At 45.2% G+C, this 25,419-nt stretch carries 28 protein-coding genes and 2 pseudogenes; 18 read left to right on the top strand and 12 right to left on the bottom strand.

All coding sequences use genetic code 11. From position 1 onward, the window contains the following. Nucleotides 1-13: 13 nt before the first annotated feature. Complete coding sequence (locus QXR61_01965; protein MEM3756716.1) at nucleotides 14-961, top strand: zinc-binding dehydrogenase; 948 nt, start codon at nucleotides 14-16, stop codon at nucleotides 959-961. 53 nt (nucleotides 962-1,014) lie between these two features. On the opposite strand, the gene QXR61_01960 is transcribed toward QXR61_01965, so the two are convergent. Beyond that, nucleotides 1,015-2,142, bottom strand: coding sequence for a uroporphyrinogen decarboxylase family protein (locus QXR61_01960; protein ID MEM3756715.1), 1,128 nt, complete (start codon nucleotides 2,140-2,142; stop codon nucleotides 1,015-1,017). Between the two features lie 84 nt (nucleotides 2,143-2,226). On the opposite strand from QXR61_01960, the gene QXR61_01955 reads away from it, so the two are divergent. Both QXR61_01955 and QXR61_01950 read left to right on the top strand, forming a co-directional pair. Beyond that, complete coding sequence (locus tag QXR61_01955) at nucleotides 2,227-3,126, top strand: RimK family alpha-L-glutamate ligase (GenBank protein MEM3756714.1); 900 nt, start codon at nucleotides 2,227-2,229, stop codon at nucleotides 3,124-3,126. Further along, a complete protein-coding gene (locus QXR61_01950) occupies nucleotides 3,119-3,760 on the top strand; it encodes a molybdenum cofactor guanylyltransferase (GenBank protein ID MEM3756713.1) in 642 nt (213 codons plus the stop codon). Before QXR61_01955 ends, QXR61_01950 begins: the two co-directional genes overlap by 8 nt. A 6-nt stretch (nucleotides 3,761-3,766) precedes the next feature. Here the strand turns inward: QXR61_01950 and cofE are convergent, their stop codons facing one another. Beyond that, nucleotides 3,767-4,525 (bottom strand): coenzyme F420-0:L-glutamate ligase, encoded by a 759-nt coding sequence (gene cofE, locus QXR61_01945; GenBank protein ID MEM3756712.1) that lies wholly within the window; start codon nucleotides 4,523-4,525, stop codon nucleotides 3,767-3,769. Between the two features lie 104 nt (nucleotides 4,526-4,629). Between cofE and QXR61_01940 the strand changes: the two genes are divergently transcribed. From QXR61_01940 to QXR61_01900, 9 genes and pseudogenes are all read left to right on the top strand, one after another. Beyond that, nucleotides 4,630-5,202: a hypothetical protein gene (locus QXR61_01940; protein MEM3756711.1), complete on the top strand. Its 573-nt coding sequence runs from the start codon at nucleotides 4,630-4,632 to the stop codon at nucleotides 5,200-5,202. 108 nt (nucleotides 5,203-5,310) lie between these two features. Beyond that, the gene (locus QXR61_01935; GenBank protein ID MEM3756710.1) at nucleotides 5,311-6,315 is read left to right on the top strand and encodes an adenylosuccinate synthetase; all 1,005 of its coding nucleotides are present in this window, start codon (nucleotides 5,311-5,313) and stop codon (nucleotides 6,313-6,315) included. A gap of 225 nt (nucleotides 6,316-6,540) precedes the next feature. After that, a pseudogene (locus QXR61_01930) lies at nucleotides 6,541-7,113 on the top strand (DNA-directed RNA polymerase). Between the two features lie 11 nt (nucleotides 7,114-7,124). After that, nucleotides 7,125-7,310: a transcription elongation factor subunit Spt4 gene (gene spt4, locus QXR61_01925; GenBank protein ID MEM3756709.1), complete on the top strand. Its 186-nt coding sequence runs from the start codon at nucleotides 7,125-7,127 to the stop codon at nucleotides 7,308-7,310. Between the two features lie 2 nt (nucleotides 7,311-7,312). Beyond that, nucleotides 7,313-7,840: a DUF359 domain-containing protein gene (locus QXR61_01920; protein MEM3756708.1), complete on the top strand. Its 528-nt coding sequence runs from the start codon at nucleotides 7,313-7,315 to the stop codon at nucleotides 7,838-7,840. Between the two features lie 47 nt (nucleotides 7,841-7,887). After that, entirely contained in the window at nucleotides 7,888-8,184 is a 297-nt protein-coding gene (locus tag QXR61_01915) for a 30S ribosomal protein S24e (protein MEM3756707.1), read from the top strand. Between the two features lie 7 nt (nucleotides 8,185-8,191). Beyond that, a complete protein-coding gene (locus tag QXR61_01910) occupies nucleotides 8,192-8,413 on the top strand; it encodes a 30S ribosomal protein S27ae (protein MEM3756706.1) in 222 nt (73 codons plus the stop codon). Between the two features lie 334 nt (nucleotides 8,414-8,747). Then, a complete protein-coding gene (locus QXR61_01905; protein ID MEM3756705.1) occupies nucleotides 8,748-9,272 on the top strand; it encodes a metallophosphoesterase in 525 nt (174 codons plus the stop codon). 57 nt (nucleotides 9,273-9,329) lie between these two features. After that, a complete protein-coding gene (locus QXR61_01900; GenBank protein MEM3756704.1) occupies nucleotides 9,330-10,046 on the top strand; it encodes a hypothetical protein in 717 nt (238 codons plus the stop codon). On the opposite strand, the gene QXR61_01895 is transcribed toward QXR61_01900, so the two are convergent. Genes QXR61_01895 through QXR61_01885 form a run of 3 tightly spaced genes read right to left on the bottom strand, consistent with a single transcriptional unit; the run spans nucleotide 10,043 to nucleotide 12,127 of the window. After that, nucleotides 10,043-10,762: an HDIG domain-containing protein gene (locus QXR61_01895; protein MEM3756703.1), complete on the bottom strand. Its 720-nt coding sequence runs from the start codon at nucleotides 10,760-10,762 to the stop codon at nucleotides 10,043-10,045. The genes QXR61_01900 and QXR61_01895 overlap by 4 nt on opposite strands. Before the next feature lie 29 nt (nucleotides 10,763-10,791). Next, a complete protein-coding gene (nfi, locus tag QXR61_01890; GenBank protein ID MEM3756702.1) occupies nucleotides 10,792-11,475 on the bottom strand; it encodes a deoxyribonuclease V in 684 nt (227 codons plus the stop codon). A gap of 1 nt (nucleotide 11,476) precedes the next feature. Beyond that, complete coding sequence (locus QXR61_01885; GenBank protein ID MEM3756701.1) at nucleotides 11,477-12,127, bottom strand: translin family protein; 651 nt, start codon at nucleotides 12,125-12,127, stop codon at nucleotides 11,477-11,479. A gap of 135 nt (nucleotides 12,128-12,262) precedes the next feature. Between QXR61_01885 and QXR61_01880 the strand changes: the two genes are divergently transcribed. Further along, the gene (locus tag QXR61_01880) at nucleotides 12,263-12,715 is read left to right on the top strand and encodes a PqqD family protein (GenBank protein MEM3756700.1); all 453 of its coding nucleotides are present in this window, start codon (nucleotides 12,263-12,265) and stop codon (nucleotides 12,713-12,715) included. A gap of 63 nt (nucleotides 12,716-12,778) precedes the next feature. Then, a complete protein-coding gene (locus QXR61_01875) occupies nucleotides 12,779-13,813 on the top strand; it encodes an Ldh family oxidoreductase (protein ID MEM3756699.1) in 1,035 nt (344 codons plus the stop codon). A gap of 1 nt (nucleotide 13,814) precedes the next feature. Here the strand turns inward: QXR61_01875 and QXR61_01870 are convergent, their stop codons facing one another. Then, a complete protein-coding gene (locus tag QXR61_01870) occupies nucleotides 13,815-14,846 on the bottom strand; it encodes a Gfo/Idh/MocA family oxidoreductase (protein MEM3756698.1) in 1,032 nt (343 codons plus the stop codon). A 319-nt stretch (nucleotides 14,847-15,165) separates the two neighbouring features. On the opposite strand from QXR61_01870, the gene QXR61_01865 reads away from it, so the two are divergent. Beyond that, on the top strand, nucleotides 15,166-15,828 hold the full coding sequence (locus QXR61_01865) for a hypothetical protein (GenBank protein MEM3756697.1): 663 nt from the start codon (nucleotides 15,166-15,168) through the stop codon (nucleotides 15,826-15,828). Between the two features lie 25 nt (nucleotides 15,829-15,853). Here the strand turns inward: QXR61_01865 and QXR61_01860 are convergent, their stop codons facing one another. The 5 genes from QXR61_01860 to QXR61_01840 are packed head-to-tail and all read right to left on the bottom strand — an operon-like array spanning nucleotide 15,854 to nucleotide 21,264. After that, complete coding sequence (locus QXR61_01860; GenBank protein MEM3756696.1) at nucleotides 15,854-16,801, bottom strand: hypothetical protein; 948 nt, start codon at nucleotides 16,799-16,801, stop codon at nucleotides 15,854-15,856. Beyond that, the gene (locus tag QXR61_01855; GenBank protein ID MEM3756695.1) at nucleotides 16,779-17,879 is read right to left on the bottom strand and encodes a M42 family metallopeptidase; all 1,101 of its coding nucleotides are present in this window, start codon (nucleotides 17,877-17,879) and stop codon (nucleotides 16,779-16,781) included. The genes QXR61_01860 and QXR61_01855 overlap by 23 nt, the downstream gene beginning before the upstream one ends. After that, nucleotides 17,863-19,056, bottom strand: a complete 1,194-nt coding sequence (locus tag QXR61_01850; GenBank protein ID MEM3756694.1) for a pyridoxal phosphate-dependent aminotransferase — start codon at nucleotides 19,054-19,056, stop codon at nucleotides 17,863-17,865. The genes QXR61_01855 and QXR61_01850 overlap by 17 nt, the downstream gene beginning before the upstream one ends. A 57-nt stretch (nucleotides 19,057-19,113) precedes the next feature. Continuing rightward, the gene (locus QXR61_01845) at nucleotides 19,114-19,917 is read right to left on the bottom strand and encodes an NAD+ synthase (protein ID MEM3756693.1); all 804 of its coding nucleotides are present in this window, start codon (nucleotides 19,915-19,917) and stop codon (nucleotides 19,114-19,116) included. Between the two features lie 30 nt (nucleotides 19,918-19,947). Continuing rightward, nucleotides 19,948-21,264: an alpha-glucosidase/alpha-galactosidase gene (locus QXR61_01840; protein ID MEM3756692.1), complete on the bottom strand. Its 1,317-nt coding sequence runs from the start codon at nucleotides 21,262-21,264 to the stop codon at nucleotides 19,948-19,950. A gap of 209 nt (nucleotides 21,265-21,473) precedes the next feature. On the opposite strand from QXR61_01840, the gene QXR61_01835 reads away from it, so the two are divergent. After that, the gene (locus QXR61_01835; protein ID MEM3756691.1) at nucleotides 21,474-22,400 is read left to right on the top strand and encodes a 4Fe-4S binding protein; all 927 of its coding nucleotides are present in this window, start codon (nucleotides 21,474-21,476) and stop codon (nucleotides 22,398-22,400) included. Nucleotides 22,401-22,451: 51 nt separating this feature from the next. Here QXR61_01835 and QXR61_01830 read toward each other — a convergent pair. Then, a pseudogene (locus QXR61_01830) lies at nucleotides 22,452-23,015 on the bottom strand (4-hydroxythreonine-4-phosphate dehydrogenase PdxA). Nucleotides 23,016-23,094: 79 nt separating this feature from the next. Between QXR61_01830 and QXR61_01825 the strand changes: the two are divergent. After that, on the top strand, nucleotides 23,095-23,385 hold the full coding sequence (locus QXR61_01825) for a nucleotide-binding domain containing protein (protein MEM3756690.1): 291 nt from the start codon (nucleotides 23,095-23,097) through the stop codon (nucleotides 23,383-23,385). Nucleotides 23,386-23,561: 176 nt separating this feature from the next. After that, on the top strand, nucleotides 23,562-25,316 hold the full coding sequence (locus QXR61_01820; protein MEM3756689.1) for a S8 family serine peptidase: 1,755 nt from the start codon (nucleotides 23,562-23,564) through the stop codon (nucleotides 25,314-25,316). Nucleotides 25,317-25,419 lie beyond the last annotated feature (103 nt).

The following is a 25,419-nucleotide window of genomic DNA, read 5'->3' as shown; positions in this document are numbered from 1 at the left end:
GACCGTGATCCATATGGCGAGGATGCGAGGCATATTTCTAGATAAAAGCGTCGCCAAAATAGTTGAGGCAGACATCCCGAAGCCGAGGAGAAACGAAGTATTAATAGAGACCAAGGCTTGCGGGATATGCATGGGGGAAGTCTACGTATTTCAAGGGAAGCTCCCCGGAGGAAAAATTATGGGTCATGAGGGTGTAGGGATCGTTGCCGAGGTCGGAGAAGATGTTAAAGACATTAAGCCCGGAGATAAGGTTACGGCGCTCGGTGGACCAGCCTTTGCCGAGTACTATAAGACGGAGAGACGGAACGTGGCGAAGATCCCTGAAAATATCGATGAAAAAGATTTAATCTATTGGGTCTCGGAGCCATTAGCCTGCGCTGTTACAGGGATAAAGGGTTCTAATATTAGGGTAGGCGACAAAGTCTGTATTGTCGGTTGCGGCTACATGGGTCTACTATTAATTCAACTCGTACCGAAGGATACTGTCGGCGAGATCGTCGCGATCGATATTAGAGACAAATGTCTAGATCTAGCTAAGAAGTTCGGGGTTAAGCACACTCTTAACCCTTCGAGAAATAATGTAGTAAAGGAGACCTTCGAGATACTTGGCGGAGAAGCGGATATTGTGATTGAAGCATCAGGGGCACCTGGAACCATTGATTTAGCGACGGATTTAGTTCGGAGCGGTGGAAGACTCGTTATCTTTGGGAGACATGTGGTTGACGAGAAAGTTCCAACGGAGAAATGGCATGTAAAAGGGTTAACGATACTGAATACTTCTCCATCCTTCTCCGAAAACTTTAACAAAGATTTCATCGACGCCGTAAGCCTTCTTAGGAAGGGGGTTATTGATCAAAAACCTTTAATAACCCACGTATTCCCGTACTTGAAGGCTCAGGAAGCCTTTGAGCTAGCCTCAAAAAAGCCGCTAGACTACATCAAGGGGGTTCTAACCTTCTAGCTAAGCGGGCAGAATATTTCGTTCAGAAACAGCATTGCAATAGCGGATAGGGCTCACAGCCACATATTCTCCTCCATGGATTCGGCGAGAGCCTCAATGTTGGCTAGCGGTGTTGGCGGGTGAACCTCCGCCTCAATCATTAAACCACCCCTCTTCAGAGAGAGGCATTCAACAATCCTTTTAATGTGGGATTTAATTTCCTCCGGTTTCCCGAAAGGCACGAGATACTGCCTATCAACATCAATGTCCACGCATACCTTGCCCCTGCATAAAGCTCTTATGTTTTCTAAGCCGTTCACTCTGTCCTGAACGTTCAGCACGCTTGCTCCAGCCTCAATAATCTGATCCAATACTTCTACAACGTGTCCATCCGAGTGGAAATACACGTGAACTCCCCTATCCCTTATTCTCCCAAAGATTTTCCTATAGCTTGGGTATATGAATTCTCTGAATGTGGATGGGCTGATGGGCATTCTTGTCTGAGTTCCTAAATCATCCCCAATATATACAACGTCTATTCGACCGCATTCCAGAAGCCTATCAACCAGCTCTAAAATATACTCGGTTAGCTTATCCACCAATTCGTAGATCTGCGGCGGCCGCTGCATGAAATCCTTCATTAAATTTGTGAAGCCGCGTAGATAGTAGAGTCTCTGGAAAAATAAGCCGTGCGTGAGCGATATTTGAACCAGTTTTCCCTCAAATCTCATCCTCTCGATATTTGTTGCTATCTCGCTCCAAGGTGTAAGTTTATCTGAACCCTCTGAGGGCAAACCCTTCTCCGGGTCTGGAAAAACATAGTTTTTAAAGTTCTCCCATCTTTCGAGCGGATGCCTTACAACTTGGCCTTGATAGCCTTCTATGTTGAAGCTCCATACGCATCCGAAGGGATCTGTAAGCATGCGGCTTGCTCTCGGAATAAACCGCTGCGCATCGCTTAGCTTTTCATTTGATTTAATGACGTCTTTCCAAGAAGGGTGGACGTCTTTAGGTTGGATGACAAATTTATGTGCCTGATATATTCTCTCAAGTTTCTCCCCATATGCGAGCCAGAGGGGCCATGTGACCATTACTCGGCACGGTATGTACTCCGGACTTCTGAATTCAACGCTCCTTAAGTAATTCTCTCTAGAAGATAGCGAGTGGGTTCTCATAGAATATACTGAGCCCATACCCTTCATTTAAACCTAACTAGTTTCACTTAAAAGTTATAGTTCGCCATGTATATATTGAGGAAAAAACGCTTTATCATCCTTGTGAAAGATATGGGGAAAATAGGTATTTTGACGCGGAACGAGGATTCCTGGTGCTCAACTCAGTTAAGAGAAGCCGTTCTTAAGCATGGTTTTCAGCCAGTCTGCTTCAGTTTTCCAAATCTTGTGGCGAGGGTTGGGTTTAAACCTGAGGTTTCCCTCGAAAACACCGACGTTTTAAGGGATCTAGAAGCCATAATAGTTCGCCCGATTGGGCGCGGTTCACTCGAAGAAATAATATTTAGGATGGATCTACTACATAGGCTTAAAAGGCTGGGTCTCTACATACTGAACCCTCCGCACGCTATTGAACGGTCGGTTGACAAGTATTACGCTTTATCGCTTCTTGAGGAGGCTGGGCTACCTGTGCCGCGGACAATTGTGGCTGAAAGCGCTGGAGAAGCCCTCAAGGCATTTCACGAGCTTGGCGGAGACGTTGTTGTTAAGCCGATATTTGGTTCGCGTGGAATAGGTTCAACAAGGGTTTCTGACCCTGATGTTGCCGAGAGGATATTCAGAACCCTTGAGTTTTACAATCAAGTCATATATGTTCAAGAGTATATACCGCATGGAAACTATGATTTAAGAGTGCTCGTTTTAGGGGGTTCGGTTTTATCCGCGATGCGCCGCATCTCAAGTTTATGGAAGACTAACATTAGCCTCGGAGCTAAACCCGCCCCCTATAAGCCTACAAGGGAGATCGAAGACATGGCAGTGAAGGCTGCGGAGGTTGTTGGCTGCGAAGTAAGCGGCGTAGATATACTAGAGAGCGAAAGAGGCCCCTTCATAGTTGAGATTAATAGCCAACCAGGCTGGAGGGGCTTACAGGAGGTGACAAGCATTAATATAGCGGATGAGATTGTCAAGTACGTTATTTTTAAAGTGAAGAAGGGAGAAGAAAGAATTGGATAGGGCAGCTATAATTCTTGCTGGCGGCGGCTCGCAGAGGTTTGGATCTGATAAGGGGCTTGTTCAGTTAGCTGGTAAACCGCTGATACTACATGTTATTGAGAGGGTTCTAGACCTAGTAGATGAAGTAATTGTCTGCGTGAGGTCGGAGAGCCAATCAACCTCATATTTACAGTTGCTTCCCGATAAATTTAAAGTGGTTGCCGACCTCGAAGGTCTTCCACCATGTCCGCTTACTGGAGCAATTACCGGGTTTACGAGCGCTGGCAGCGAATATGCCATCATATTGCCATGCGACACACCATTCGTCTCAAGGAAAGTTGTAGATTTGCTGTTTGATATAGCGGTTAACGTTGACGCCGTTATTCCAAGGTGGCCGAATGATTATATAGAGCCCCTGCAAGCAGTTTATAGGACGAAGACTGCGCTGGAGGCTGCGAGAAAGGCTATTGAGAAAGGCGAGAAAAGGATGCAGTCAATGATATCGCTGCTTAAAAGCGTCCGCTACATATCAACCATAGTTATCCAAGAAATCGATCCGAAAATGCTCACTTTTCTCAACATTAACACGCCCCTAGACCTAAGGAAGGCCGAGACCATCATCAGGAAAGGGCTTAACGCTTGTAACATGCCATAAGATCTCTCAGATAAATAGGTCTTTCTCCCGCGTCCTTATAAGGTCGCGGCCCGTCGCATCCTCGGACTTCTCATACGGGTAGCCCCTAATTATGGCTACAGGTATGCCTTCATCAGCCTGCCCTATAACCAGCTCAGCCGCTGAAGCCAGCTCATCGGCTATGGCTGTCTGCTTAACCCTAAGCGTATACCCAAACAAATCCTTCTCGCCCCGCCTATCTCTGATAGGCTTAATTCCCGATACGCCGATCGCCACATTTATCTCGCCATTACGCAGCGGTCTACCATGAGTATCCGAGATTAAAACGGCCACATCCCTCCCCGAGACCTCTTTAATTCTCTCCCTTATTCTCCTAGCTGATGAATCTGGGTCTTTAGGAAGCAGGGCTACGTTTCTTTCGCCCGGAACATTGGATTTATCTACCCCAGCGTTTGCGCATATGAAGCCATGCTTTGTTTCAGAGATTATGTGGCCGTCGCCCATGCGGACAATCGATTTAGATTCCCTCAAAACAACCTCGACTAGGGCTGGATCTTTGCCGAACTCGCCGGCTATCGTCTTAGCGAACTCTGAGGGAACAATATCATCAAGGTTTACCACGTTTCCTTCAGCTCTCGACACGATTACATGTGTTACAACAATTATGTCTCCGTCCTCTATTGGAGTGCCCTGTTTAGCTGCAGCCTCACATATCAGTAAACCTAAATCGTCCCCATCCCTGATTATGGGCAACCCGGTTACGGGAATTATCCTAATTATGCGCATAACATAAAATCAAATTCATTCAAATATATAAGTCTGTGAAAACTGAAGACTAAGAAGTTTCCCAAAAAATAAAATCACAATTTAATACCTAAATTCTCATAAGCTTGATCATAGCCCAAAAACTGGAAGTTGAGGTCGGCGATGAGGTTAACATAAATATATCGACAGGCATGACGCCCCTGTGGTTCGTAGGCAGCTTTCGCATCGCAGGAATCTATGACTCAAAGAGGCTATTCAGGAAAAGGGAATTAAACGGTTTGCCCCTAATAGACCCGTTAATGGCGGATGAACAGATTCTGACAACCTTCACTCAGTCATTTCGGTTCATGGCACACTTAGAAAGGATAACAATCGTGCTGAGAGGTGACTCTAACGTTGCGAGAGAGATTCGTTCAAGAACGTTCAGAAACGTTAAGATAAGCTACTTAAAGTCCACAAAAAGAGAAGATGGGCCTTCTTGGACGTTTGAAGCGCTTGTGGAAGGGACGTCCCTTTACACTTGCCAGCTTCACATGGTAGGACATGAGGGAAGGCTTCTTTTCACGCTATATATTAAGCCGCCTAGACCCAGTAGTAAGGTTAAACTCGTCATAGAGGCCTTTAGAAACGTTATGCTCGATTACACAGAATGGAAAAGTCCGCTCAATTGTAGAGCTCATCGCCAAGAATGTAGATAAACCAACTAAACTCCAGCTTTTCCTCGTTATCTCACAACATTTTGCGAATAAATTTTTGCAAAGATATATAGAAGAAAGGCATAATTTTTACTTTGGAGGTTAGCTGATATGCCATGCACCGTTGTTGTTTGCGGCTTTTTCGGCGACACGGGAAAAGGCAAAATCATATCGTATCTAGCGTTAAAGGATAAAATCAGCGTTGCCGCTAGGGCTGGCGTAGGGCCTAATGCAGGGCACACCGTGGTGCACGGTGGCAAAACATATAGGGTTCGCATGATACCTAGCGCGTTCCTTTATGAAAAGTGCCGTCTACTAATAGGCCCCGGCGTCCTAGTTGACCCGAACGTCTTTCTAGAGGAGGTCAAACAATTAGGTGTTGAGAATAGAGCTGGCTTAGACCCGCAGTGCGCCATAATTGAGCCCAGACACATAGAGGCTGATAGAGGCGGTCATTTGGCATCTGAAATAAAGACGACAGGGACTGGAACAGGGCCATGTAATGCTGACAGAGTGTTGAGGAAAGCGAAGCTCGCTAGGGATGTGCCTGAACTTCAACGCTTCCTAGTGGATGTGCCCCTAGAAGTCAACACCGCTATTGATTGTGGAGAAAACGTTTTAATTGAAGGAACCCAAGGGACATACTTATCCCTATGGCACGGAACCTACCCCTACGTGACATCTAAGGATGTGACAGCTTCGGCGGCATGCTCAGACGTAGGAGTTGGGCCGAAAAAAGTTGATGAAGTAATAATTGTTTTTAAGGCTTTTGTAACCAGAGTTGGGGCCGGGCCTCTACCCGGCGAGATACCGTGGGAGGAAGCTGAGAAGAGAGGATGGGCTGAGGTGGCTACTGTAACTGGCAGGAGAAGGAGGGCTGCGCCGTTCAACTTTGATCTGGCTAAAAGGGCTGTTATGCTTAACAGCGCCACGCAGGCTGCTGTAACCAAGATGGATGTCCTATTCCCAGAATGTAAGGGTGCAAGGTCATTTAGCGATTTATCTGCTGAAGCCAAAGAGTTCATTAGGAAGATAGAGAGCGAAATAAAGATACCGGTGACGCTTATAGGGACTGGGCCCGAAGCATTAGATATAATAGATAGAAGATTTGAATAACTGCAGAGAATTAATCCTTTAAGCATCGCTTGCCCATCCTCTTTTCAAGGATTCATGGATGAGATATAACAGCGTTACACTTAAGTGAAATCTTCCCAGGTTTTTATACATCTTCAAAAAGTTTTTAAATCACTTTTATATAGCATCTATAGCGCTCATTCAAACGCATGTTAACCCATTATATAATGATGAAAGGGAGGAGTTAGCGTTACGTTCAATTTAGCGGTTGTTGAGGATACTGTCCGTATACCGCCCGAGAAGTTTAATGAGCCGCTTGAGAAGGTTGCATTGGAGCAGCTTAAAGCAAAATATGTTGGCGTTATTGACGAAGAGCTAGGTTATTTAATAGCTGTCACAGATGTTAAGGTTTCACCGGTTGGGAAAATAATTCCCGGAGACGCTGCAACCCACCACAAAGTAACTTTCTCGCTTCTAACTTTCCTGCCTAAAATCCAAGAGGTCGTTGAAGGGGAGGTTGTCGAGGTTGCAGATTTCGGGGCGTTTGTGAGAATCGGTCCGGTTGACGCTTTACTTCACATTTCTCAAATCATTGATGACTTTATAACGTATGATGAGAAGCAGGGTGTTTTAATGGGTAAGGAAACTAAACGGAAGATAACTGTAGGCGATAAGGTTCGTGTGAGAATAACCGCTGTGTCGATAAGCAGGGGAGCTGGGTTCGGCAAGATCGGTGTTACAGCGCGGCAACCCTTCTTAGGTAAGCTTGAGTGGATTAACGAGGACTTAGAGAAACTGAGGGGTGAAATTGAGGAGAAAGGGAAAGAAACTAAATCTTAACGGTGTTCGAGATGGTTGAGAGGGCATGTAGAAGGTGCCATTACATAACTGAAGAGAAAGTCTGCCCGAACTGTAAGTCAACGGATTTAAGTGAGGACTTCAGCGGCATGGTAATAATATTTGATCCTGAAGGATCGGCGATAGCGAAGGCTATGAAAATCGAGAGGAAGGGGCGCTACGCAATAAAAGTGAGGTGAAGATGGATACTCTTTTTCTCCCAGAAGCCCTCAGATCTGAACTAAAGTCGCCTTTAGGGCTTCTTATCCGCGGTTCAGTAGATGAGACCACAGGGAAGCTTAGGGAGTTAATGGATTCATTGAAGCCGAAAAAGATTATCTCCGTTGGCGACGTCGTTTCAGAAAGCATGCTTAGGAGAGGACTTAAGGTGGATGTTTTTATAGTGGACAATAAGTCTATGCGTAAACCCACGGAGCCCCTATGCTTTAAAGTTGATAAAAGTTTCATACTCACTAATCCTGCTGGCACTATAACTAGCGAAGCTTGGCGCGTCATTGGCGAAGCATTAAACTCTAGGGGGTTGGTTAAAGTTCTAGTAGATGGTGAAGAGGACCTGTTGACTATAGTCGCTGTCCTTCTCGCCCCGGAAAACTCGATGGTGATCTATGGTCAACCCGGCGAGGGGATTGTCGTAATCAACGTCGACGAGAAATCTAAGAAGAGAATGCTTGAAATATTGGGTAGAATGGAGCGCAGACCGGAAAACTAAAGTAGAGGTTCCCTTTAAGATAAGGCTTAAAATGGAGGAGAATCGCCTTGAAGATCAAAATCTTAAACAATAAGCGTAATGAGCTGCTCAAAAGGAATGAGATAATCTTCGCTTTACATCATGGTGGCGCGCCGACTCCCTCACGTATTGAGGTTAGGAAGGAACTGGCTAGCATGCTTAAGGTTGACGAAGATAGAGTCTACATTAGAAGGATGGAGAGCGTGACCGGGGCAGCCATGTCTGTCGGCGAAGCTCATCTATATAATTCTCCAGAAAATGCTAAAGCAATAGAAGCAAAACACATAATATTAAGATCTTCTCCTCAAATAAAAGGTGAGGAGTGAAGCACGGATGCCGGGAAAAGAAAAGAAGGACAAGCCTATATCTTCGTGCTATAAAATTGACGGTGGAAAGATCAAGAGGCTGCTCCCCTTCTGCGATAGATGCGGACCCGGATATTTTATGGCTGATCATGGGAACCGCTATACCTGCGGCCACTGCGGTTTCACGAAGTATAAGTCTGCAAGAAACCCTGGTAAGCCAAGCGAAGAGAAAGATTATTCTTCTGACTGAGATGAGCTGATTAAGAGGAACAGTTGGATCCCTGCTGCGGCCAGTAGGAGCGCAATCGTTAAAAATATCACTAGAGATAAATTTTCTTGCCCAGGGTAACCTGATACCTGTGGCAGAAATATCAGCCAGATGTATGCTATGAGAATTATTGTGCATATGAATGAAACCAGATAAAAAATGTTTATTTTTCTGCCAGCCATAATTTTCTCAATCCTTTAAAGATATGGTGCCTTAAACTAAATTATTAACATATCTTCTTAAAAGCGTATTGTTTTTTCGAAAAAGTTATCATTTCATAGGAACTAAAATATTTTGGTTTCCGCTATTCTAGGAGGTGGATGCTATTCCATCCTTTAAAAAGATTGGTGTTATTGCCGATACGCACGATAGGCTTGAGTTGATTGATGAGGCCGTGAAGGCGCTGAATTGTGAAGAAGTCGACCTCGTGCTTCATGCAGGGGACTATGTTTCACCATTCTCGGTTTTACGCTTTAAACCCTTAAAAGCTAGGCTTATCGGTGTATTCGGCAACAATGATGGTGACAAAAACCTTTTGAGAAAGAGGTTTGAGGAGATAGGGGCTGAGCTTCAGGGTAAATTTGCCGAAATAGATTTGGGCGGCTTAAAGATAGCGTTACTTCACGGCGAAGAGAAAAAACTGCTTAAGGCTTTAATAAACTCAAATTATTACGATGTCGTTGTCTACGGTCATACGCATAAAGTTGAGAACATTAATGTTGGGAAAACCCTAGCTATTAATCCGGGTGAAGCCTGCGGCTATCTTTCCGGCAATGCGACAATAGCTGTGTTAAACATGGAAGAAATGAGAGCTAAGATAATAAGTCTTAAACGCTGCTAATCCCTAAAAGCCGGGAATGAGCAAAGCTTAAATCACGGTGGGTTACTTCCTACTTTAATGCCAAGGTTGAAGAAATCTCTAACGTCTTTAGTTAAGAAAATGATCAGCCTACTGATAATATTTAATTCCATAGTTACCCTAGTTCTTCTAGCGAACTCGGTAGAGGGGTTCGCCGCATATACCGCGCTAGAAAAGCTTCTCGTGTCTCATATTCTCTCAAGCATATTGAACGCTATTCTCTTTTCCTCGGTAGCTTTAACGTCCATTCTAAATATCGTTTCAGCAAGAATCATGGGAAAAGTAAATGTTAAAAGATTTTTGTTTCATCACTATATTTACGGTTTCCTATCAATCATCTTATATCTTTTATTGAGCCTTTCGTCTTTTATTATCCATTACTTTATGCAACCGAACACCTTGATCGCTGAAATATGCGGCAAGCAGCCCCTTCTAACGCTATTACTTTATTTTGGGATAACCCTCGTAGTGGACGATATATCCGATATATCTCCAATAATAGCGCGCTTTCTTAAAACTCTTAAGGATAAGATTCATAGGGCAAACAAGATAATTTTCTGGATATATTCGGCATCAAGCCTCATTTCGGCATACGCTGTTCTACTCGCATTTATTTGGTATGCTGAAGGCAATTTTTCATCCGACATTCTTCTATTCATAGTGCCTTCGCGTTCAATGCTCCTGATAAACCTGCTTATAACAGCTCTTTATGGAATAAAATCCATGCTAGGCAGAGCGTGGCTTGAACACCTTTAGTTAATTGACGTGCCCCTCATATTTTGTTTAAGCTTCTCGATCTCCGACTTTAAACTATCCCACCCACCTTCAGCTTTCCAAGCTATAATTTTGAAGGCTGTCTTCGAATCTATTATGTCCCATGATTCACCGGTCGCCTCCCTAACCAAGTATTTAGCCGCGTTCAGAACCTCCCCATTCATTTTCGAGTCAGCATCGTCTGCGATATGGCATACTAATGCTTCAATAGTTTTAGGGGATATCGGCCCGGCCTGACCATGGCTGGCTGCTACAATATGGATTAAGTTAAGCGGAAAGTTTCTCTTTAACATCTCTGAGACCAGTAGGGTTAAGTGATCTATGCGTTCGCCTAGAGGCGAGTTTCTATATGATCCGTCGCTTTTCTTTTCATACGTCAGCGTCTTCATTATGTCATGCAATATGACTCCACCTATGACCAGATCCCTGTCGACTTTCCCCCCATATACTTTCTCAATCGAGCCGCAGAGAGCTAGGGCAATATTTATCGTTGACAGTATATGGTCGACTAGCCCACCCGGATGGCTATGATGGTAGGATCTGCTTGCAGGGGCATCGTCCAATGGAAGCCCGGAATACTGTTTGCCTTCAACCTCCACCGACAAATCGCTTAAAAAATCTAAAATCTTCCTTCTCAAAGACTTATCCTTAATCCTATTCACGGCTCTTCTTATTCTCGGATCTAACTCTGCTTTCAATCAGGAGCCCCCATATATGATTATTTATCTTATAAGGATCTTTTAATTTCTCTTTTAGCCCTTTGAGCGGCAACATGCGCTTCGTGGAGCGGCTCCGGTAGCCTATGTTTTTTTAAGCATGCTAAAACCACTTTCACCGCACTTTCCAAAGAGATTTTGTGTCCAACACTAACATAAACTGGTTTTGCATTAGGTTTTGTGAACACTGCTCCACCAACGATCTCACCCTCATGAACTATGGGTTTCCAATAAGAGTTTTCTGACTCAATTACTTCTCCGCATAAAAGGCTCTTCGCAACACCTATTGTGCATAAATCTAATACCACTCCTAAATGGCTTGCAAGTCCAAAGCGGTAGGGATGCGCGACCCCCTGCCCATCAACCAGAAAAACATCGGGTTTAACGTCCAGCTTCTTTATCGCTGAGGCTGCTGCGGGAACCTCTCTGAAAGATAAGAGCGTTGGTATGTATGGGAAGCGGGTTTCAACCCTAGCCAGCTTAAGCTCTACTGGTCTAAGCGAAGCATACTCGAAAACAGCCACCGCTCCAATAGATAATTTGTCATGATATGCGACGTCAACCCCAGCAACGTACTTAATGGGCGTATTTACGCGGTCCTGCACAATAACCTTTTTTGAGAGAAGCAATTGCAGTTTCCTAGCTTTTTCCACCGAGAAACTAATGTTTTTAAGGAGATCTTGGTAAACCGTCAAATTATTGTCTCTCACGATCCATCACGGTTTCCAGGATTTTCTGGAACTCCCTCATCGTGTTATTAAGCACAGTCCTTCTAACCTCTGCAGTTATATCGCCTCTCGTTGCTTCAATTACTCTCCTAGCAATGTCGCATTTCCTTCTAAGCCCAGAGACCAAAATCAGCAGCTCATCACAGCCTATTATCTCATTATAAATGTTCTCCATGAGCGTTAAGCATTCTTCAGCCCCCTCAACGTCGCCTCGCCTTATTAGGTCTAGGGATCTTCGCCTCAACTCGCCTATAACATCCGCCAAACCTAGAACATAAGACTCCCCCGAAACCTCTATCTCTTCCGGCTTAACGAAAACCCCATCCTTAACGAGCTTTAAAAGTATGTGCGCCTCAGAATACTCTTCGAAGGCCGAGTCTACGAGGCCAGCGAAAAATAGTTCCGGATACGTCTCTGAAATCGACTTTATTTTATCGAGGTTTAAGCGGGCTTCTTCCAAGAGAGATTCTGCACCATCAATCACTCCTTTATGAATTAGGAAAATTGCCTGTTTGGATAATCTAGTCGTTCTCCTAACGGCTGTTTGAACCTCTTGGCGCACTTCGTCTTTTCTTAGGCTATCATCTCTTATTTTACTGAGGATATCTTTTAGACTCAAGCATTCAACACCTCTTTCTCCCATTAATTTATTCTTCTCGGTTTTCTTAACGGTTCCGATCCCAAAATTCCTGAAGAAGAAAGGAGAATAATTGATTTAAGTAGGAGAAGCTTCCTATTTTTTGAGAGATGCAAAATGGTGTTCGGTAGATTATTCAGAAGAAGAAGGAAGGAAGAGGGGCTGCAAATACCTAGAAGCTATTTCCTGCAGGTTAAACCTGTTAGAAACCCGGCTTTAAAATGGGAGAAAGATAAGAAAACAAGGGAAGTGAAAATAAAAGTTCCGCTGAGACTGCCCTCTCAGACTCAGAGCAAAACGAAGAAAGGAATATTAGATAGACTTTTTCCTCCCGAACCTGAGGAAAGAGTGATAAGTCTGGATAAGGTGGGTTCAATCGTTTGGGAATTATGCGATGGGGAGAGGACTATAGGCGACATAGCTAACTACTTGGTTGAAAAGTATAAGATTTTGCCTGAGGAGGCTGAAATCTCGTTAAACGCTTACTTCAACCAGCTTTCGAAGAGAGGGTTGGTGGGCTTTATTGTTCCAGAGGAACTGAAGAAAAAGCTGGAGGCTGAAAAAACATAACTTTTATAGCAAGAAGTGGAAAGATTATAATTTCTACAATGGTTAAACCTGGAGGAGCTGATTATGCCGATATTTCACGCTAACCAATTAATAGATGTTGGGACAAAAATATTTTTGGCCGCGGGTGTGCCTCTGGAAGAGGCTCGTTTAGTTTCAGAATTGCTCGTAAAATCCAACTTGGTTGGCCATGATTCCCACGGTATTATCCGCGTAATACAATATATAAACGAGATCGAGAAGGGATCCATAAAACCGGGGGCTAACATTGAGATTGTTAAGGAAACCTCGTCCACGGCTATTTTGAACGGTAACTGGGGTTTTGGTCAAGTTGTGGCCAAAAGGGCTATGGATCTAGCTGTAGAGAAAGCTAGGAAAAACGCTGTAAGCATTGTCTGCGTTTTCAACTGTAATCATATCGGCAGGCTTGCCGACTACGCGATAATGGCTTCTGAGAAAGATATGATAGGCATAGTGATGGTCAATTCAACTAAGTTTGTTGCCCCATTTGGCGGTAGGGAAAGGCTGCTTTCGACAGGGCCTATGTGCTTCGCTTTCCCCTCATATTTGGATTTCCCGCTTGTTATAGATGTGGCTACTAGCGTTGTTGCCGAAGGAAAGGTTAGGGTAGCGCTTCATAAAGGTGAGAAAATACCTTATGGATGGATAGTTGATAAGAATGGTAATCCAAGCAACGATCCAAAAGATCTCTACGATGGTGGAGCGTTACTGCCTTTAGGTGGAGACGAGCACGGTCACAAGGGATTTGGGCTGGGATTAGCTGTCGAAATCTTAAGCGGAATATTGACTAGCGCTGGCTGCGCATACGAAGAAGATAAGAGAGGAAACGGTGTTTTCTTTGAGGTCATAAACGTTGAGAAATTCATGTCTCTTGAAGATTTTAAGAAAAAAGTCAGCAATTTAATAAGAGTGATAAAGAGCTCTAAGCCTAGACCTGGCTTCAAGGAGATACTTGTGCCCGGCGAGCCAGAACATTTAACTGAGAAGATTAGGCTTAGAGAGGGCATATATGTGCCGGAGAAGACTTGGGAGGAAATAAAAAATTTAGCGAGAAAACTAGGGGTTTCTGATATTCCGTAACCTAGAGCCTTTTAAGTTTGCTTGGAATCGGCTGACCAACATCGATGTAAGCCATTTCCTCAAGCTTTGTTGCCCTCAACCCGCATATACCGGGTATAAGGTTTTCCTCTTTACCCAATATTGTTCTTACGAAGTTTACATCTGGGTTTGGACTTGTTTTTGGGAGTTTTCCCCTATCGATTCTCGTTACGTTCGAATCTGAATCCTCAACGTAGACCGACCCATCCACTATGTGTATGGCTCCCCCAGAGCACCAAACCCTAACCTCATCCGTTACACCCATATGCGGTCTCGGATGACCCCCAGATATAGCTATTGAAGCAAACGCGCCATTAGATAATTCAACCGCTAAAACGGCGTAAATGTCGACGGGTAACCCAGCCCTATCCATAAACGCCTTAACTCTAACAGGCTCTAAATCGGTTATCCATAGAATTATGTCTATAAGGTGGGTTCCAGACGCCTTAATCTGACCCCCACCAGATGCTTTTGGATCTAGATAAAATCTTCCGGCGGCTACAAGATTCTGAACCAGCCAGCCAACTATCATATGCGGCTCGCCTAATTCGCCGCTTAAAATCTTGTTTCTAGCATAGAAGTATTCGGGTTGACAGTGCCTCTGGTATCCAACGGTTAAAACGAGTTTTCGCTTCGACGCCTCATTCACCATCTCCTCAGTCTCTTTAACTGAAACCGCCATAGGCTTCTCAACGAGCACATGTAAGTTTCGCCTAAAAGCCTTAATTGTCTGTTCATAATGTAGGTTATGGGGTGTGCAGATAATTACGGCATCTAAGTCGGTTTTTTCAAGCATATCATCATAGTCTTCAAAGATGCTCTCTGAGCCTAGTGGTTCAGGAGCAAGGTTCCTGTAAATATTCACGTACTCGGCGAGGTTCCTGGCTCTTTGCTGGTCAACATCGCATAAAGCGGATACTTGAGTCTCATTCCTACTTAGCAGGCTAAGTCGCCTAACATGCTCCCAACTAATGCTGCCACAACCAACTATTCCGATTCTAACGGGCGCAGACATTAGGTGCATCACTCCGTCAACCTGCAAGTAGATTATTTTTGCTGCTTCCCCCTATTTTTTGCTTTTCCACTTCGACGTCTAAATATTTGGGTTATTAACGCCGTGAAAATCATTCGACCCATATATATTCAGTGGGTAAGGTAAAATTTTTGTCAGCGTTAAGTTCGACTCTTATCCTCCCTGCAGGTAAAAGTTGCATTTTTTCTTAAAAAGGCGCGGGGCTATTTTTGGCTTAAGGGCTGACGCAAATATTGTGGGATATACTGGCATATTTAAATAATTTAATTTTTAACTTAACAATTCATTTTTCCGATGAGGAATGTCTTTCACAAAGATTCTTGAGGAGCTAAACCTCGAGATCGCATCATTAAAGCGTAAGAGGGAGACCCTGAAACTTCTGCTAGGTGAAGGCAAGGTTTCTCAGGGGACGTTTAATGTGCTTGACGGAATAGCGGCTGAGATAGAGACGGTGGCCGTAAACCTGAAGGAGAAAATCGAGGAAAGCGTAAAGTTCTGGGAGGCTATGGCATCTGAAGAGGCGAGAGTTTTAGAAAGCCTACTAGTTGACCTCAGGTTTAAGAATCTAGTCGGCGATATAGATGAAGAGACTTGGCGGAGCATGAGCGCAACTATAGAGCTAGGCGTAAGATCTATCGGCGTTCTCACCAATAAAACAGTGAAGACTATTAAAAACCACGTGAATCTAAAGGCTAATACTTCGTTAAAAAAGCGAAAGAACCATGTTAGCTCGGGTTTAAGCCTAGGTCGGGAAAATAGGGCGCCAAACGAGCGAGCCTGTCGATTACCCGGAAGCCTATCAGAACCTAAATCACCGGACGGTTCGCACTGCATGAATCCGTGGAAGCCGAATTGCAGGAGAACCGACATTAAATTAAGTATCTACTATAATGGGCGTTTTCTGCCAATATGCAATGAATGCTGGAAAGAGATATCCGAAAAGAATATAGAGTGGACGGGGTAGACGGGGAAAAAGGGTTCAGTTTTAGTTAAACTTTTATTAATGGCTCAATTTTCTCCCTAATATTTTCCGGCTTCATTTTAATCTTCCCAACGTTTGAGACTCTCCAAACCTCCACATGCTCAATCACGCCGGACGGCTCAACGGTTTTAAGCGGCCCAAGAGTTTCGAGCTCAAGCATATCAGGGTTTGTGTAAACCTCGACACTGCAGCCGAAGTCCGGATACTCCGCTCCACCCTCATAATTAAATTGTTTGAGAAACAGCATTCCCTCAACCCAATAAGCTGCCCAATTAGGGTTGGCTTTTGCGCCGATTTTAAGCGGTCCAGCGGCTTTAGGATCCTGCTTAACAAATATGTACTCGCTCGTTAACACGAGCCTCTTATCCGCTATATTTGTGTAAGGCCAGATTGAGATGTGCCTATCTGGCAGTAGTCCCTCAGCGTCAACCTTCATGGGTTTGATGGGCACTATTGCGAAGCCGTTTCTCCGCATCACTGAGAGAGCCCAGCACGCTAGCCTAATCGGCCAGCGGCCAATATTTCTAATCCTGTGAACTACTTGAACGCCTCCATCCGGGTTCGCTTTTACGGTAATCTCCTTCTGTATGGAGTTTTTCTCCTCCGGGTTTCCGTGAACTGTCAGCGAGTCGGAATCAGTTTCTATATTTACTGGCTGATTGTCAAGTGAATATGAGCGGGGCTTAGCCTCAGGGGCAGCCCAAAGCCTATGGCCGCCATAAATTCTCCAGAACCCTTCAGATGTCTCTACCCCCGCGTTTGGAAGAACCCCGAAAAGATTCAATTCCGGTCTCTTAACACTAGCGAGATAAATTATTCTTGGACCTATATCGCAGGCAGCTCCAATAAGCATGTCGCCTATTGACGCAACCTTAACCCTAAAGCCATCAATAATTTTCTCTTCAGCAATCATTTCTTTTAACCCCTCAAATTTATACGGCTGTAAAGCTCTCAACTCTTTCTCTATCAAGCCTTCTTATAAGCTCGATCATAAGTTTAACAGCGTTCTCAGCATCGTCCATGTTCATGAGCCCGACGTGGCTATGTATGTGCCTAGTGGGTATGCCTATAACAACGCTGGGGCATCCAGCCCTACTAATATGGATTCTGCCAGCATCAGTTCCGCCCCTAGCAATTTGAGATAACTGCAACGGTATTCCAGTCTCCCTAGCTACCTTGATAACGAATTCTTTCAGAGGCTGATTCGGAATCATGCTACTATCATACGTGCATAGGGCTGGGCCCTTCCCCATCTTTGTTGGGGCTTCATTAGGCTTTATTCCCGGAACGTCTCCAGCTATATCAACCTCAATCACGAGCGCAACATCGGGGTCAACTATATGGGAGACCGTCTGCGCGCCTCTAGCTCCGACTTCCTCTTGAACCGTCGCAGCACCATAAATTGTGTTTGGGTGGCTTATTCCGCTCTCCCTTATTCTTCGAATGGTCTCCATCATCACGAAGGCGCCTATCCTGTCGTCGAAGGCTTTACCCATGGCAACCCTACCATTATTGATTAGCATGAAAGGCGACCATGGAACAACCGGGTCGCCGATCTTAACTCCCATATCATAAGCCTCTTTAGCGGAGGTCACACCTATATCAATATACATGTTTCTTCTGTCAACGGGTTTCTGCCGCTCCTCATCGGTCAATAAGTGCGGGGGCTTAGCCGCTATAACGCCATAAAGATCCCCCTTCTCAGTTCTAACAACGACTCTCTGCGATAAAAGTACTTGATCCCACCATCCGCCAAGAGGGTTAAACGATAGAAAACCAGTGTTCTCGTCTACGCCGGAGACGACGAATCCAACCTCATCAATATGGGCTGCTAGGAGGACATGAGGCCTTTCAAACTCGCCTCTGCGGACAAATACTACTGAGCCAAGTTTATCAGTTAGAATCTCGTCCGAGTATGCCTTCATGTAATCCTTTATTATTCTAGCTGTTTCCCTCTCGAAGCCTGAAGGGCCAAATGATTCAACCATTCTCTTTAAAACCTCTATGGATTTTCCATCAAACAATTGTATCACCAACCCTCACGTTTGAATATTTGTTGACGAAATTCTTAATCCTTTCCACGGCCTCCACAATTACCTCGAGGCTCGTGGCATACGATATGCGAATATGGCCCTCACCACACGAGCCGAAAACGCTTCCAGGCGTAGTGGATACTCCTTCCTCCTCAAGGAGTCTCATGCTGACCTCAAAGCTAGGCATGTTAACGCTAAGAAAGCGCGGAAAAACATAGAATGCACCCCTCGGCATGACGCATCTCACTTCTGGAATCTCGTTGAGAGCCCTAACAACATACCTTCTCCTTTTATCGAATTCCTCGATAATCTTTCTAACGCAGTCCTGCGGCCCCTTCAAGGCGGCTATACCAGCTTTCTGCACGAAGCTCGCTGGGCAAGTGGTTGTAGCCTGCTGAATCCTATTCATGGCATCTATTATGGTCTCGTTTGCAACAGTGTAGCCAAGTCTCCAGCCAGTCATAGCGTAGGCTTTACTGAAGCCATTTACGAGAATTACGTTCTCTCTAATCTCATCGAAGCTCGCCATGCTCCTAGTTTGAAAACCATCGTAGATTATTTCATCGTAGATCTCATCTGACAAGACGAGTAGATCGTGGTCGGCCGCTAAATCGGCAATAGCCTTAAGTTCATTAACGCTTAGAACTCCGCCAGTCGGATTGTTCGGTGAGTTAACAATTATCATCCTCGTTTTATTGCCTATGCTTCGCTTAAGGAGCTCCTCATCTAGGCTATATGATTCGCCGCATGGAACCTCAACAACTTTTGCTTCAGCAGCCTCAACACATGTGAAGTGCGTAGGCCATGTTGGGGTTAAGACGAGAACCTCGTCGCCGGGATTTAGGGTGGCCATGCAGGCGCAGTATATGGCGTGCTTAGCTCCCGGGGTCACGATAACTTCTTTCTCCGGGTTAACATCCAAGCCCTTCTTATCTTTTAGGTATTCCGCAATGGCTCTTCTAAGCTCAATTATGCCGAGGCTTGAAGTATAATGGGTGAAGCCGCTCACCAGAGCCTCTATCGCAGCCCTCTTTATATGCTCAGGCGTATCGAAGTCTGGTTCGCCGACATCAAGATTATACAGCTTTTTTCCGCTTCTAGCCAGTTCTCTGGCTTTCTCAGCCATCGCTATGGTGCCAGAAGGCTTAATAATGTTCATTCTATCCGCCAGCCTCATAACATCTCCCTCAACTACTCCTAGGTCTTTAAACCTAATTAAATTAAGGTTCCGATTTTATCTTTTAGTCTCTATCATTGGCGGAGTAAGCCTTTTATGCATACTCTTCATGTATCTACGCTTTATATCATTAACGATCTCAAGTTGAACGTTAAGTATCTCGCTGACTTTATCCGCTGGAAGATTCTTCTCGAATAATCCAACCAGTATCGGGTCTATTATCGAATAGTCTGCTGGTATCTCATCTAATAATTTATGCCCAGGATATAGCTGCGGGCTGCTAGGCTTCTTCACAACTCTCTCCGGCAAACCCATATATGCTGCTAGCTCCCTAACCTGCGTCTTATAGAGATGCCTTATGGGAAAGAAGTCGGCTGCGCCGTCACCGTACTTGGTGAAATAGCCTATCAAATACTCGCTTCTATCGCTTGTTCCGACAACAAGATAGTTGTATAGGTTCGCGTAGAAATACAGTATCAACATTCTAACTCTGGCGCGCACGTTAGCCAGCGGCATCCTAACCCTTGGATCATCCGGGTTCACTTTTAAAGCCTTCACGATAGTCTCACATATGTCGTCAATGTTAACTAAAATCGTCTTCATATTGAGCTTTCTAGACACCTCTAACGCGTCTTCCAGATCCTCTTTTGGAGTGAAGCTGGTAGGCATAATTACGCCTAAAACCTTATCTCCGCCTAAGGCTCGAACACATAAAGCCGCGGTTAAACTGCTGTCTATGCCGCCGCTTAAGCCGAGAACAACCCCCGCTGCCCCTGCCTTCTCAACCTCACCCCTTATAAAATCAACTATTTCACTGATGGTTTTCTCGAAGTCTATTTCGGGCACCTTAATTACATCCATCTTTAATCGCTCCTTCCCCTAGAATAGGGTTTATTTAAAGCCGGGCAAGTACTCTGCTTCTGCCCTGAACATTTCTTCAACCATATGTTCTATCTCATCTATAGTTAATATCGCGCTCGTTAACGGGTCGAGAAGAATAGCTTGAAACGCCAATCTTTTATCTTTTTCAACAGCCGCTTTAACGGCTAGCTCCTGAACATTAATGTTTGTTCTGTTTAGTGCTGCGCATTGAGGGGGTAGATCGCCCACATAGCATGGATGTATACCAGCCCTATCGACTAGACACGGGACTTCAACGCAGCATCCATATGGCAGGTTCGTTATAAGCCAACTGTTTTTAACATTACCATGTATTCTCCTTGGGATGCCTGTCTCAATAGAATGAATTATATGTGAGCAGTATTCTTGGCTTCTATCTAAGGGGAACCTGTAGCCCTCAGCGAGAAGCTTCCTCAGCTCCTCATCCTGCATTGCTCTCCTACTCTCCATGGAATCCAATCTTTCTAAGGGATTAACCAGCTTAAACCTTTCGAACAGATCGGGCCTCTTCCTAAAGTATGGAAGATACTCCGACATATGCTGGCTGGACTCGGTGTTAAAGTATCCAAACGCCTTAAAAATCTCAACTCTAACGATGTCTGCCCCAGCCCAGTGGGCATCATCCCTCATATAGACGCTTGGATCCTTAAATTTCTCTCTAAGCATGGGGTACGCGTCCACTCCACGCCACTTAAGTTCTAGGAACCAGGCCATGTGGTTTATGCCTGCAACCCAGTAAGAGAGCTCATCGACTGGAACGCCTAGGTAGCGCGCTAGCTCAGCAGCTGTCCCTTGAACGCTGTGACATAATCCGACGCTTTTTATGCGCGTATAATCGTTTATTGCCCAGCATATTATAGCCATTGGATTCGTGTAGTTTATGAGTAGGGCTTCTGGGCATAGGTCTTCCATATCATAGCATATGTCTAGGATCGCTGGAACGTGGCGTAAACCATAAAAAACTCCTCCGGGGCCGATGGTATCTCCAACACCTTGAATGACGCCGTATTTCGCTGGGATCTCAAGGTCAAGCCTATACGCTTTAAGACCTCCAACTCTAATTGAGACTATTACGTAGTCGGCGCCATCGAGCGCAACTCTCCTATCGGTTGTGGACTCAACCCTAGTCTTGAAGTCGCGCTGTTCAATAAGCCTTTTAGTGAAAGCGGTTATGAGATCAAGCCTATCTCTATCAATATCCATTAGCGCTATAGTGCTTTCCCTAAGCTCCGGATAGGATAGCAGGTCGGTTATGAGGCGTCTGGAGAACACATGGCTTCCGGCGCCAATAATGGCGATTTTCACCATCTAATAACGCTCCAACTTTACTATAAACCTTAACCTCATTAGATTAGAGAAGATACTCTCTTATATCTGCCTTGCTAAAAACCATGAGAATATCGAACAAATAGGAATTATGAATTTTTAGTCCATCAGGCTACGAGAGCGTTTAAAAACCGTTATTAAGGTTTCCTAGAATACTTTGATTTAAATGGAATGTTGAGGCGTCGTCGTTTATGAGGGGCCTTAAAAACGCTTGGCTCGCGAACTTAAAATCTAGGCTTGTCCTATTGGAGGTCGCTAGGAGAATTGTTCAATTCTTCTTTTTAATTCTTCTCAACTCAGCCATATTTGGCTTACTGGCTGTTCCGCTAGTATTGCCGATACTGCTGCCATCCGGCTCACCCTTTAAAATAGCTGGCGAAGCCATGAGTCTTCTACAGAAAATGATGTATGATTCTTTATTCCCACTGTTACCCCTAGCTTCAATATTATTGTTCGGCGTTTTAACCGGCAGGGCTTTATGCGGATGGATATGCCCAATGGGTTTGATTCAAGATATGCTGGCGATCCATGAAACTAAGAGATTTAAGGTGTCGCCTGAAGCGCATAGAAGCTTTATAGGCATAAAATACGTTATCTTAGGTTTAACCTTGCTGATAAGCGCCTCATTATCTCTCGCACAATTCAGCGAAAGCGGGAGAATATATAGGGAGACGTTAGGGTTGTTTGCTCAAGCACCATTTAACATTTTAAGTCCATCCGACACGCTTTTCGCCGTTCTCCCCAGACTGCTATCCGCTCTTTCGCTCTCCATATACTCTGGACTTGAATACTTTACCATAACGCCGCTCCTAATTGTTAGACTGGTGATACTGATCGCCATCCTATTTTTAGCGGCGTATATTCCGAGAGTCTGGTGCAGATACATGTGTCCTCAAGGAGCATTATTAGCGCTAGTAAGCCGATTCAGCCTACTAGGCTTGAGAAGGGATATAGTACGATGCACAAAAATCGGATGTCGCATATGCGAGGAGAAATGTCCAATGAAGGTTCCAATACTAAAATCTCCTAGAGAGAAAATCACTGACCCAGAATGCATATACTGCTTAAGATGTGTCGCAGCTTGTCCAACCAAAGCTATAAAACCAATCTTTCCATGATAGTATCGGCTGAACGCCTCATTCTTTCATACGCGGATGATTTATTAGACATTAAGATGATTTATTAATGCGTTTTCTCGCCATCTTCGCCGCTGTTTTAATCGCCTCCATCATGCTTTGCGGGTTCGCCTCTCCTTTCCCAGCTTTCCCGAATGCTGTGCCATGATCCACCGACGTGCGTATTATCGGTAAACCTATTGTAAGGTTTACACCCCTAACACGTGTCCACCCCTGCCTCTTCTCATCCCACCTTAAGCCAAGCATCTTCACCGGTATATGTCCCTGATCATGATACATTGCTACTACAGCATCGAAAGCTCCACCCATAGCTCTCACAAACACCGTGTCAGCTGGCAGTGGACCGATAACATTAATGCCGTCTCTCTTTGCCATTTCAACGGCGGGCGCAATCTCTTTAATCTCCTCGTCTCCGAAAAGCCCTCCCTCACCGCAATGCGGGTTCAAGCCAGCTACGGCTATTTTAGGATGTTTCACGCCCATGTCTTTCAGGGCTCCATCTGTTAACACTATCACCTTGTAGACCCGCTCCCTCTTTATTAAGTCGCACGCGTTCCTTAGGGAGACATGGGTCGTCACATGCGATACTCTAAGATTGCCTATGTGAGTTGAATCGAAAGAGGATGTTTTAATTGCTCGTAGAGCGGCAGCTTCTCTTGGGTTCGGAGAGACTAGGATGTCAAAGGCCATATCTGACGTGTTAGGAGAGGTTGCCACCCAAGTTTCTGGCGAGTTTAAGGCTGCTGGAATAATAGTTGTGGGCGGAGATACCGCCATAAGAGTGATGAAGCATATACGGGCGTGTGGAGTTAGAGTTTGTGGTGAGGTTATGCCGGGAATCCCATATGGTGTCGTATTGGGCGGCGGGTTTGATGGGGGGCTGGTGATAACTAAGGCTGGGGGTTTCGGCCGAGAGGACGCGATTCTAAGGGCTATAGAGGGGTTAAAGAAGGGTTTACCCGCCTAATGGAACTTCAAATACAGATTCTCTCTATCAGCTTTATTTCAGCACATTATCGTTAGAGATTTCTAATTTTCAGTCGTCAATATAAATTATTTTTAGAGTTTCTTCGTAAATATTTGTTCTTCATAAATTTTAATTTATTTTTCGCCTATTTACGATAGGAGGCTGATTATTTAGATATGATTTTTCGTTTTAGCGGCAGATTAATGCTTATCGTGGTTTTGCTGCCGCTGCTCTTTTCAGCCATGCTTCCCACGCTTGTTGTTTCCACTAAACCTAGCAGAGCTGAATTACTGTTGAGGTTTAAGCCCGGTGTCTGTAGGCATGCTGGCGAAGGTTTGCTCCGCTCTATAGGCGCATGCGTTACCGATAAGATACCGCAGATAAGCGTCTTGGTGATATCGGTTCCGGAGGGGGCGGCGGAGCGCGTTAAATCCGCTTTGATGAGGAACCCCATGGTTGATTTTGTTGAGGAGAACCGCTTAATCGAGCCTTCTCAGACCCCTAACGACCCATATTACTCTAAGCAGTGGCATCTTCCAACGATAGGTGCTCCGGGCGCTTGGGACGTTTCAACCGGAAGCCAAAGCATTGTTGTCGCTGTACTTGATAGCGGTGTTGACCCATCACATCCGGATTTGGCTGGTAAGCTGCTTCAGGGCTGGAATTTCTATGATAATAATGCTGATACAAGCGATGTTTATGGGCATGGGACCAAGGTTGCCGGGACAGCGGCCGCCATAGCGAATAACGGGATCGGTGTGGCCAGCGTGGCGTGGAACTGTGTAATTTTGCCAGTTAGGGTTACGGATACGAGCGGCTACACCAGCTACTCGCTTCTAAGCAAGGGTCTCACCTACGCTGCTGACCGCGGCGCTAAGGTTGCTGTGATGAGCTTCCAGATTTTCAGCGGTTCATCGCTCTCAAGCGCTGCGAAATATTTTATGGATAAGGGTGGTTTGGCTGTTGCGGCTGCTGGTAATACTGGCAAGTATGAGGGTTACGCGGATAACCCATATATTGTATCGGTTAGCGCCACAGCTAGTGGCGACATCCTTGCGAGCTTCTCGTCTTATGGGCCTTATGTCGACCTATCGGCTCCCGGCGTAAGCATATATACGACCGTTAAAGGTGGGAGCTACGGCTCTGTCTCTGGGACGTCTTTCTCGGCGCCTATTGTTGCTGGCGTAGCAGCCCTAATCTTCTCGGCCAATCCGTCCCTTACACCAGCGGATATAGAGCAAATTCTTGAGTCTACTGCTGTTGATTTGGGTGATACTGGCTACGATGTTTATTATGGTTGGGGTAGGGTTAACGCCTACGAAGCCCTTAAAGCTGCCGCCGGAGCGGCTCCGCCTCCTCCTGACACTACTCCGCCTAGGGTTGAGATAACTTATCCTAGGAGCGGGGATACTGTTTCGGGCGCTGTTGTCGTGTCTGTTAGCGCGAGCGACGATAGGGGCGTAGCTAGGGTTGAATTGTTCAAGAATGGCGTGTTGTTTGCCGTTGACTCTGAGGAGCCCTATGAGTTCTATTGGGATACTACCACTGAGCCTGACGGCGCATATACGTTGGTTGCTAGGGCTTATGATGCTGCTGGCAATGTTGGCGAGTCTAATGCTGTCTCCGTTAACGTCGTTAATTTTAGGGATGTTAAGCCGCCCGCCGTCAGCATTGTTAAGCCTCTGGATGGCTCGACCGCCTCTAGGACGATTGATGTCGTTGCTTCCGCCTGGGATGAGTCTGGCGTAAGCCGCGTTGAGTTCTATGTTGACGGTAAGCTGGCTGCCACTGTTAGCGCTGAGCCATACGTATATCGCTGGAACACTAGGTCTGTTAAGGATGGATGGCACACGATAACAGCTAAAGCCTACGACAAATATGGGAATGCCGCCGAAGCAACAATAAAAGTCTACGTTTCAAACAGAAAGTAGTCTCTGCTGGGCGCCGCTTAAGTTAACTTCGCTAAATCTTTTGTTTTCTTAGCTTGGAATTTAATAGTTGATTTGGAAGCGTATGTGTTTGAGTGAAATATTC

This window comes from Candidatus Bathyarchaeia archaeon (genome assembly GCA_038882715.1).
Classification (GTDB): domain Archaea; phylum Thermoproteota; class Bathyarchaeia; order Bathyarchaeales; family DTEX01; genus DTEX01.
The sequence above is the reverse complement of the archived record's forward strand: the minus strand, read 5'-3'. Positions and strand labels throughout refer to the sequence as shown.

Bases quoted from the DNA above. Each gene is read 5' to 3' on its own strand.
- QXR61_01965 (MEM3756716.1), top strand. From the start codon at position 14: ATGGCGAGGATGCGAGGCATATTTCTAGATAAAAGCGTCGCCAAAATA.
- QXR61_01960 (MEM3756715.1), bottom strand. From the start codon at position 2,142: ATGAAGGGTATGGGCTCAGTATATTCTATGAGAACCCACTCGCTATCT.
- QXR61_01955 (MEM3756714.1), top strand. From the start codon at position 2,227: ATGGGGAAAATAGGTATTTTGACGCGGAACGAGGATTCCTGGTGCTCA.
- cofE (MEM3756712.1), bottom strand. From the start codon at position 4,525: ATGCGCATAATTAGGATAATTCCCGTAACCGGGTTGCCCATAATCAGG.
- QXR61_01935 (MEM3756710.1), top strand. From the start codon at position 5,311: ATGCCATGCACCGTTGTTGTTTGCGGCTTTTTCGGCGACACGGGAAAA.
- spt4 (MEM3756709.1), top strand. From the start codon at position 7,125: ATGGTTGAGAGGGCATGTAGAAGGTGCCATTACATAACTGAAGAGAAA.
- QXR61_01920 (MEM3756708.1), top strand. From the start codon at position 7,313: ATGGATACTCTTTTTCTCCCAGAAGCCCTCAGATCTGAACTAAAGTCG.
- QXR61_01910 (MEM3756706.1), top strand. From the start codon at position 8,192: ATGCCGGGAAAAGAAAAGAAGGACAAGCCTATATCTTCGTGCTATAAA.
- QXR61_01900 (MEM3756704.1), top strand. From the start codon at position 9,330: ATGCCAAGGTTGAAGAAATCTCTAACGTCTTTAGTTAAGAAAATGATC.
- QXR61_01880 (MEM3756700.1), top strand. From the start codon at position 12,263: ATGGTGTTCGGTAGATTATTCAGAAGAAGAAGGAAGGAAGAGGGGCTG.
- QXR61_01875 (MEM3756699.1), top strand. From the start codon at position 12,779: ATGCCGATATTTCACGCTAACCAATTAATAGATGTTGGGACAAAAATA.
- QXR61_01870 (MEM3756698.1), bottom strand. From the start codon at position 14,846: ATGTCTGCGCCCGTTAGAATCGGAATAGTTGGTTGTGGCAGCATTAGT.
- QXR61_01865 (MEM3756697.1), top strand. From the start codon at position 15,166: ATGTCTTTCACAAAGATTCTTGAGGAGCTAAACCTCGAGATCGCATCA.
- QXR61_01850 (MEM3756694.1), bottom strand. From the start codon at position 19,056: ATGAGGCTGGCGGATAGAATGAACATTATTAAGCCTTCTGGCACCATA.
- QXR61_01845 (MEM3756693.1), bottom strand. From the start codon at position 19,917: ATGGATGTAATTAAGGTGCCCGAAATAGACTTCGAGAAAACCATCAGT.
- QXR61_01840 (MEM3756692.1), bottom strand. From the start codon at position 21,264: ATGGTGAAAATCGCCATTATTGGCGCCGGAAGCCATGTGTTCTCCAGA.
- QXR61_01835 (MEM3756691.1), top strand. From the start codon at position 21,474: ATGAGGGGCCTTAAAAACGCTTGGCTCGCGAACTTAAAATCTAGGCTT.
- QXR61_01825 (MEM3756690.1), top strand. From the start codon at position 23,095: ATGTCAAAGGCCATATCTGACGTGTTAGGAGAGGTTGCCACCCAAGTT.
- QXR61_01820 (MEM3756689.1), top strand. From the start codon at position 23,562: ATGATTTTTCGTTTTAGCGGCAGATTAATGCTTATCGTGGTTTTGCTG.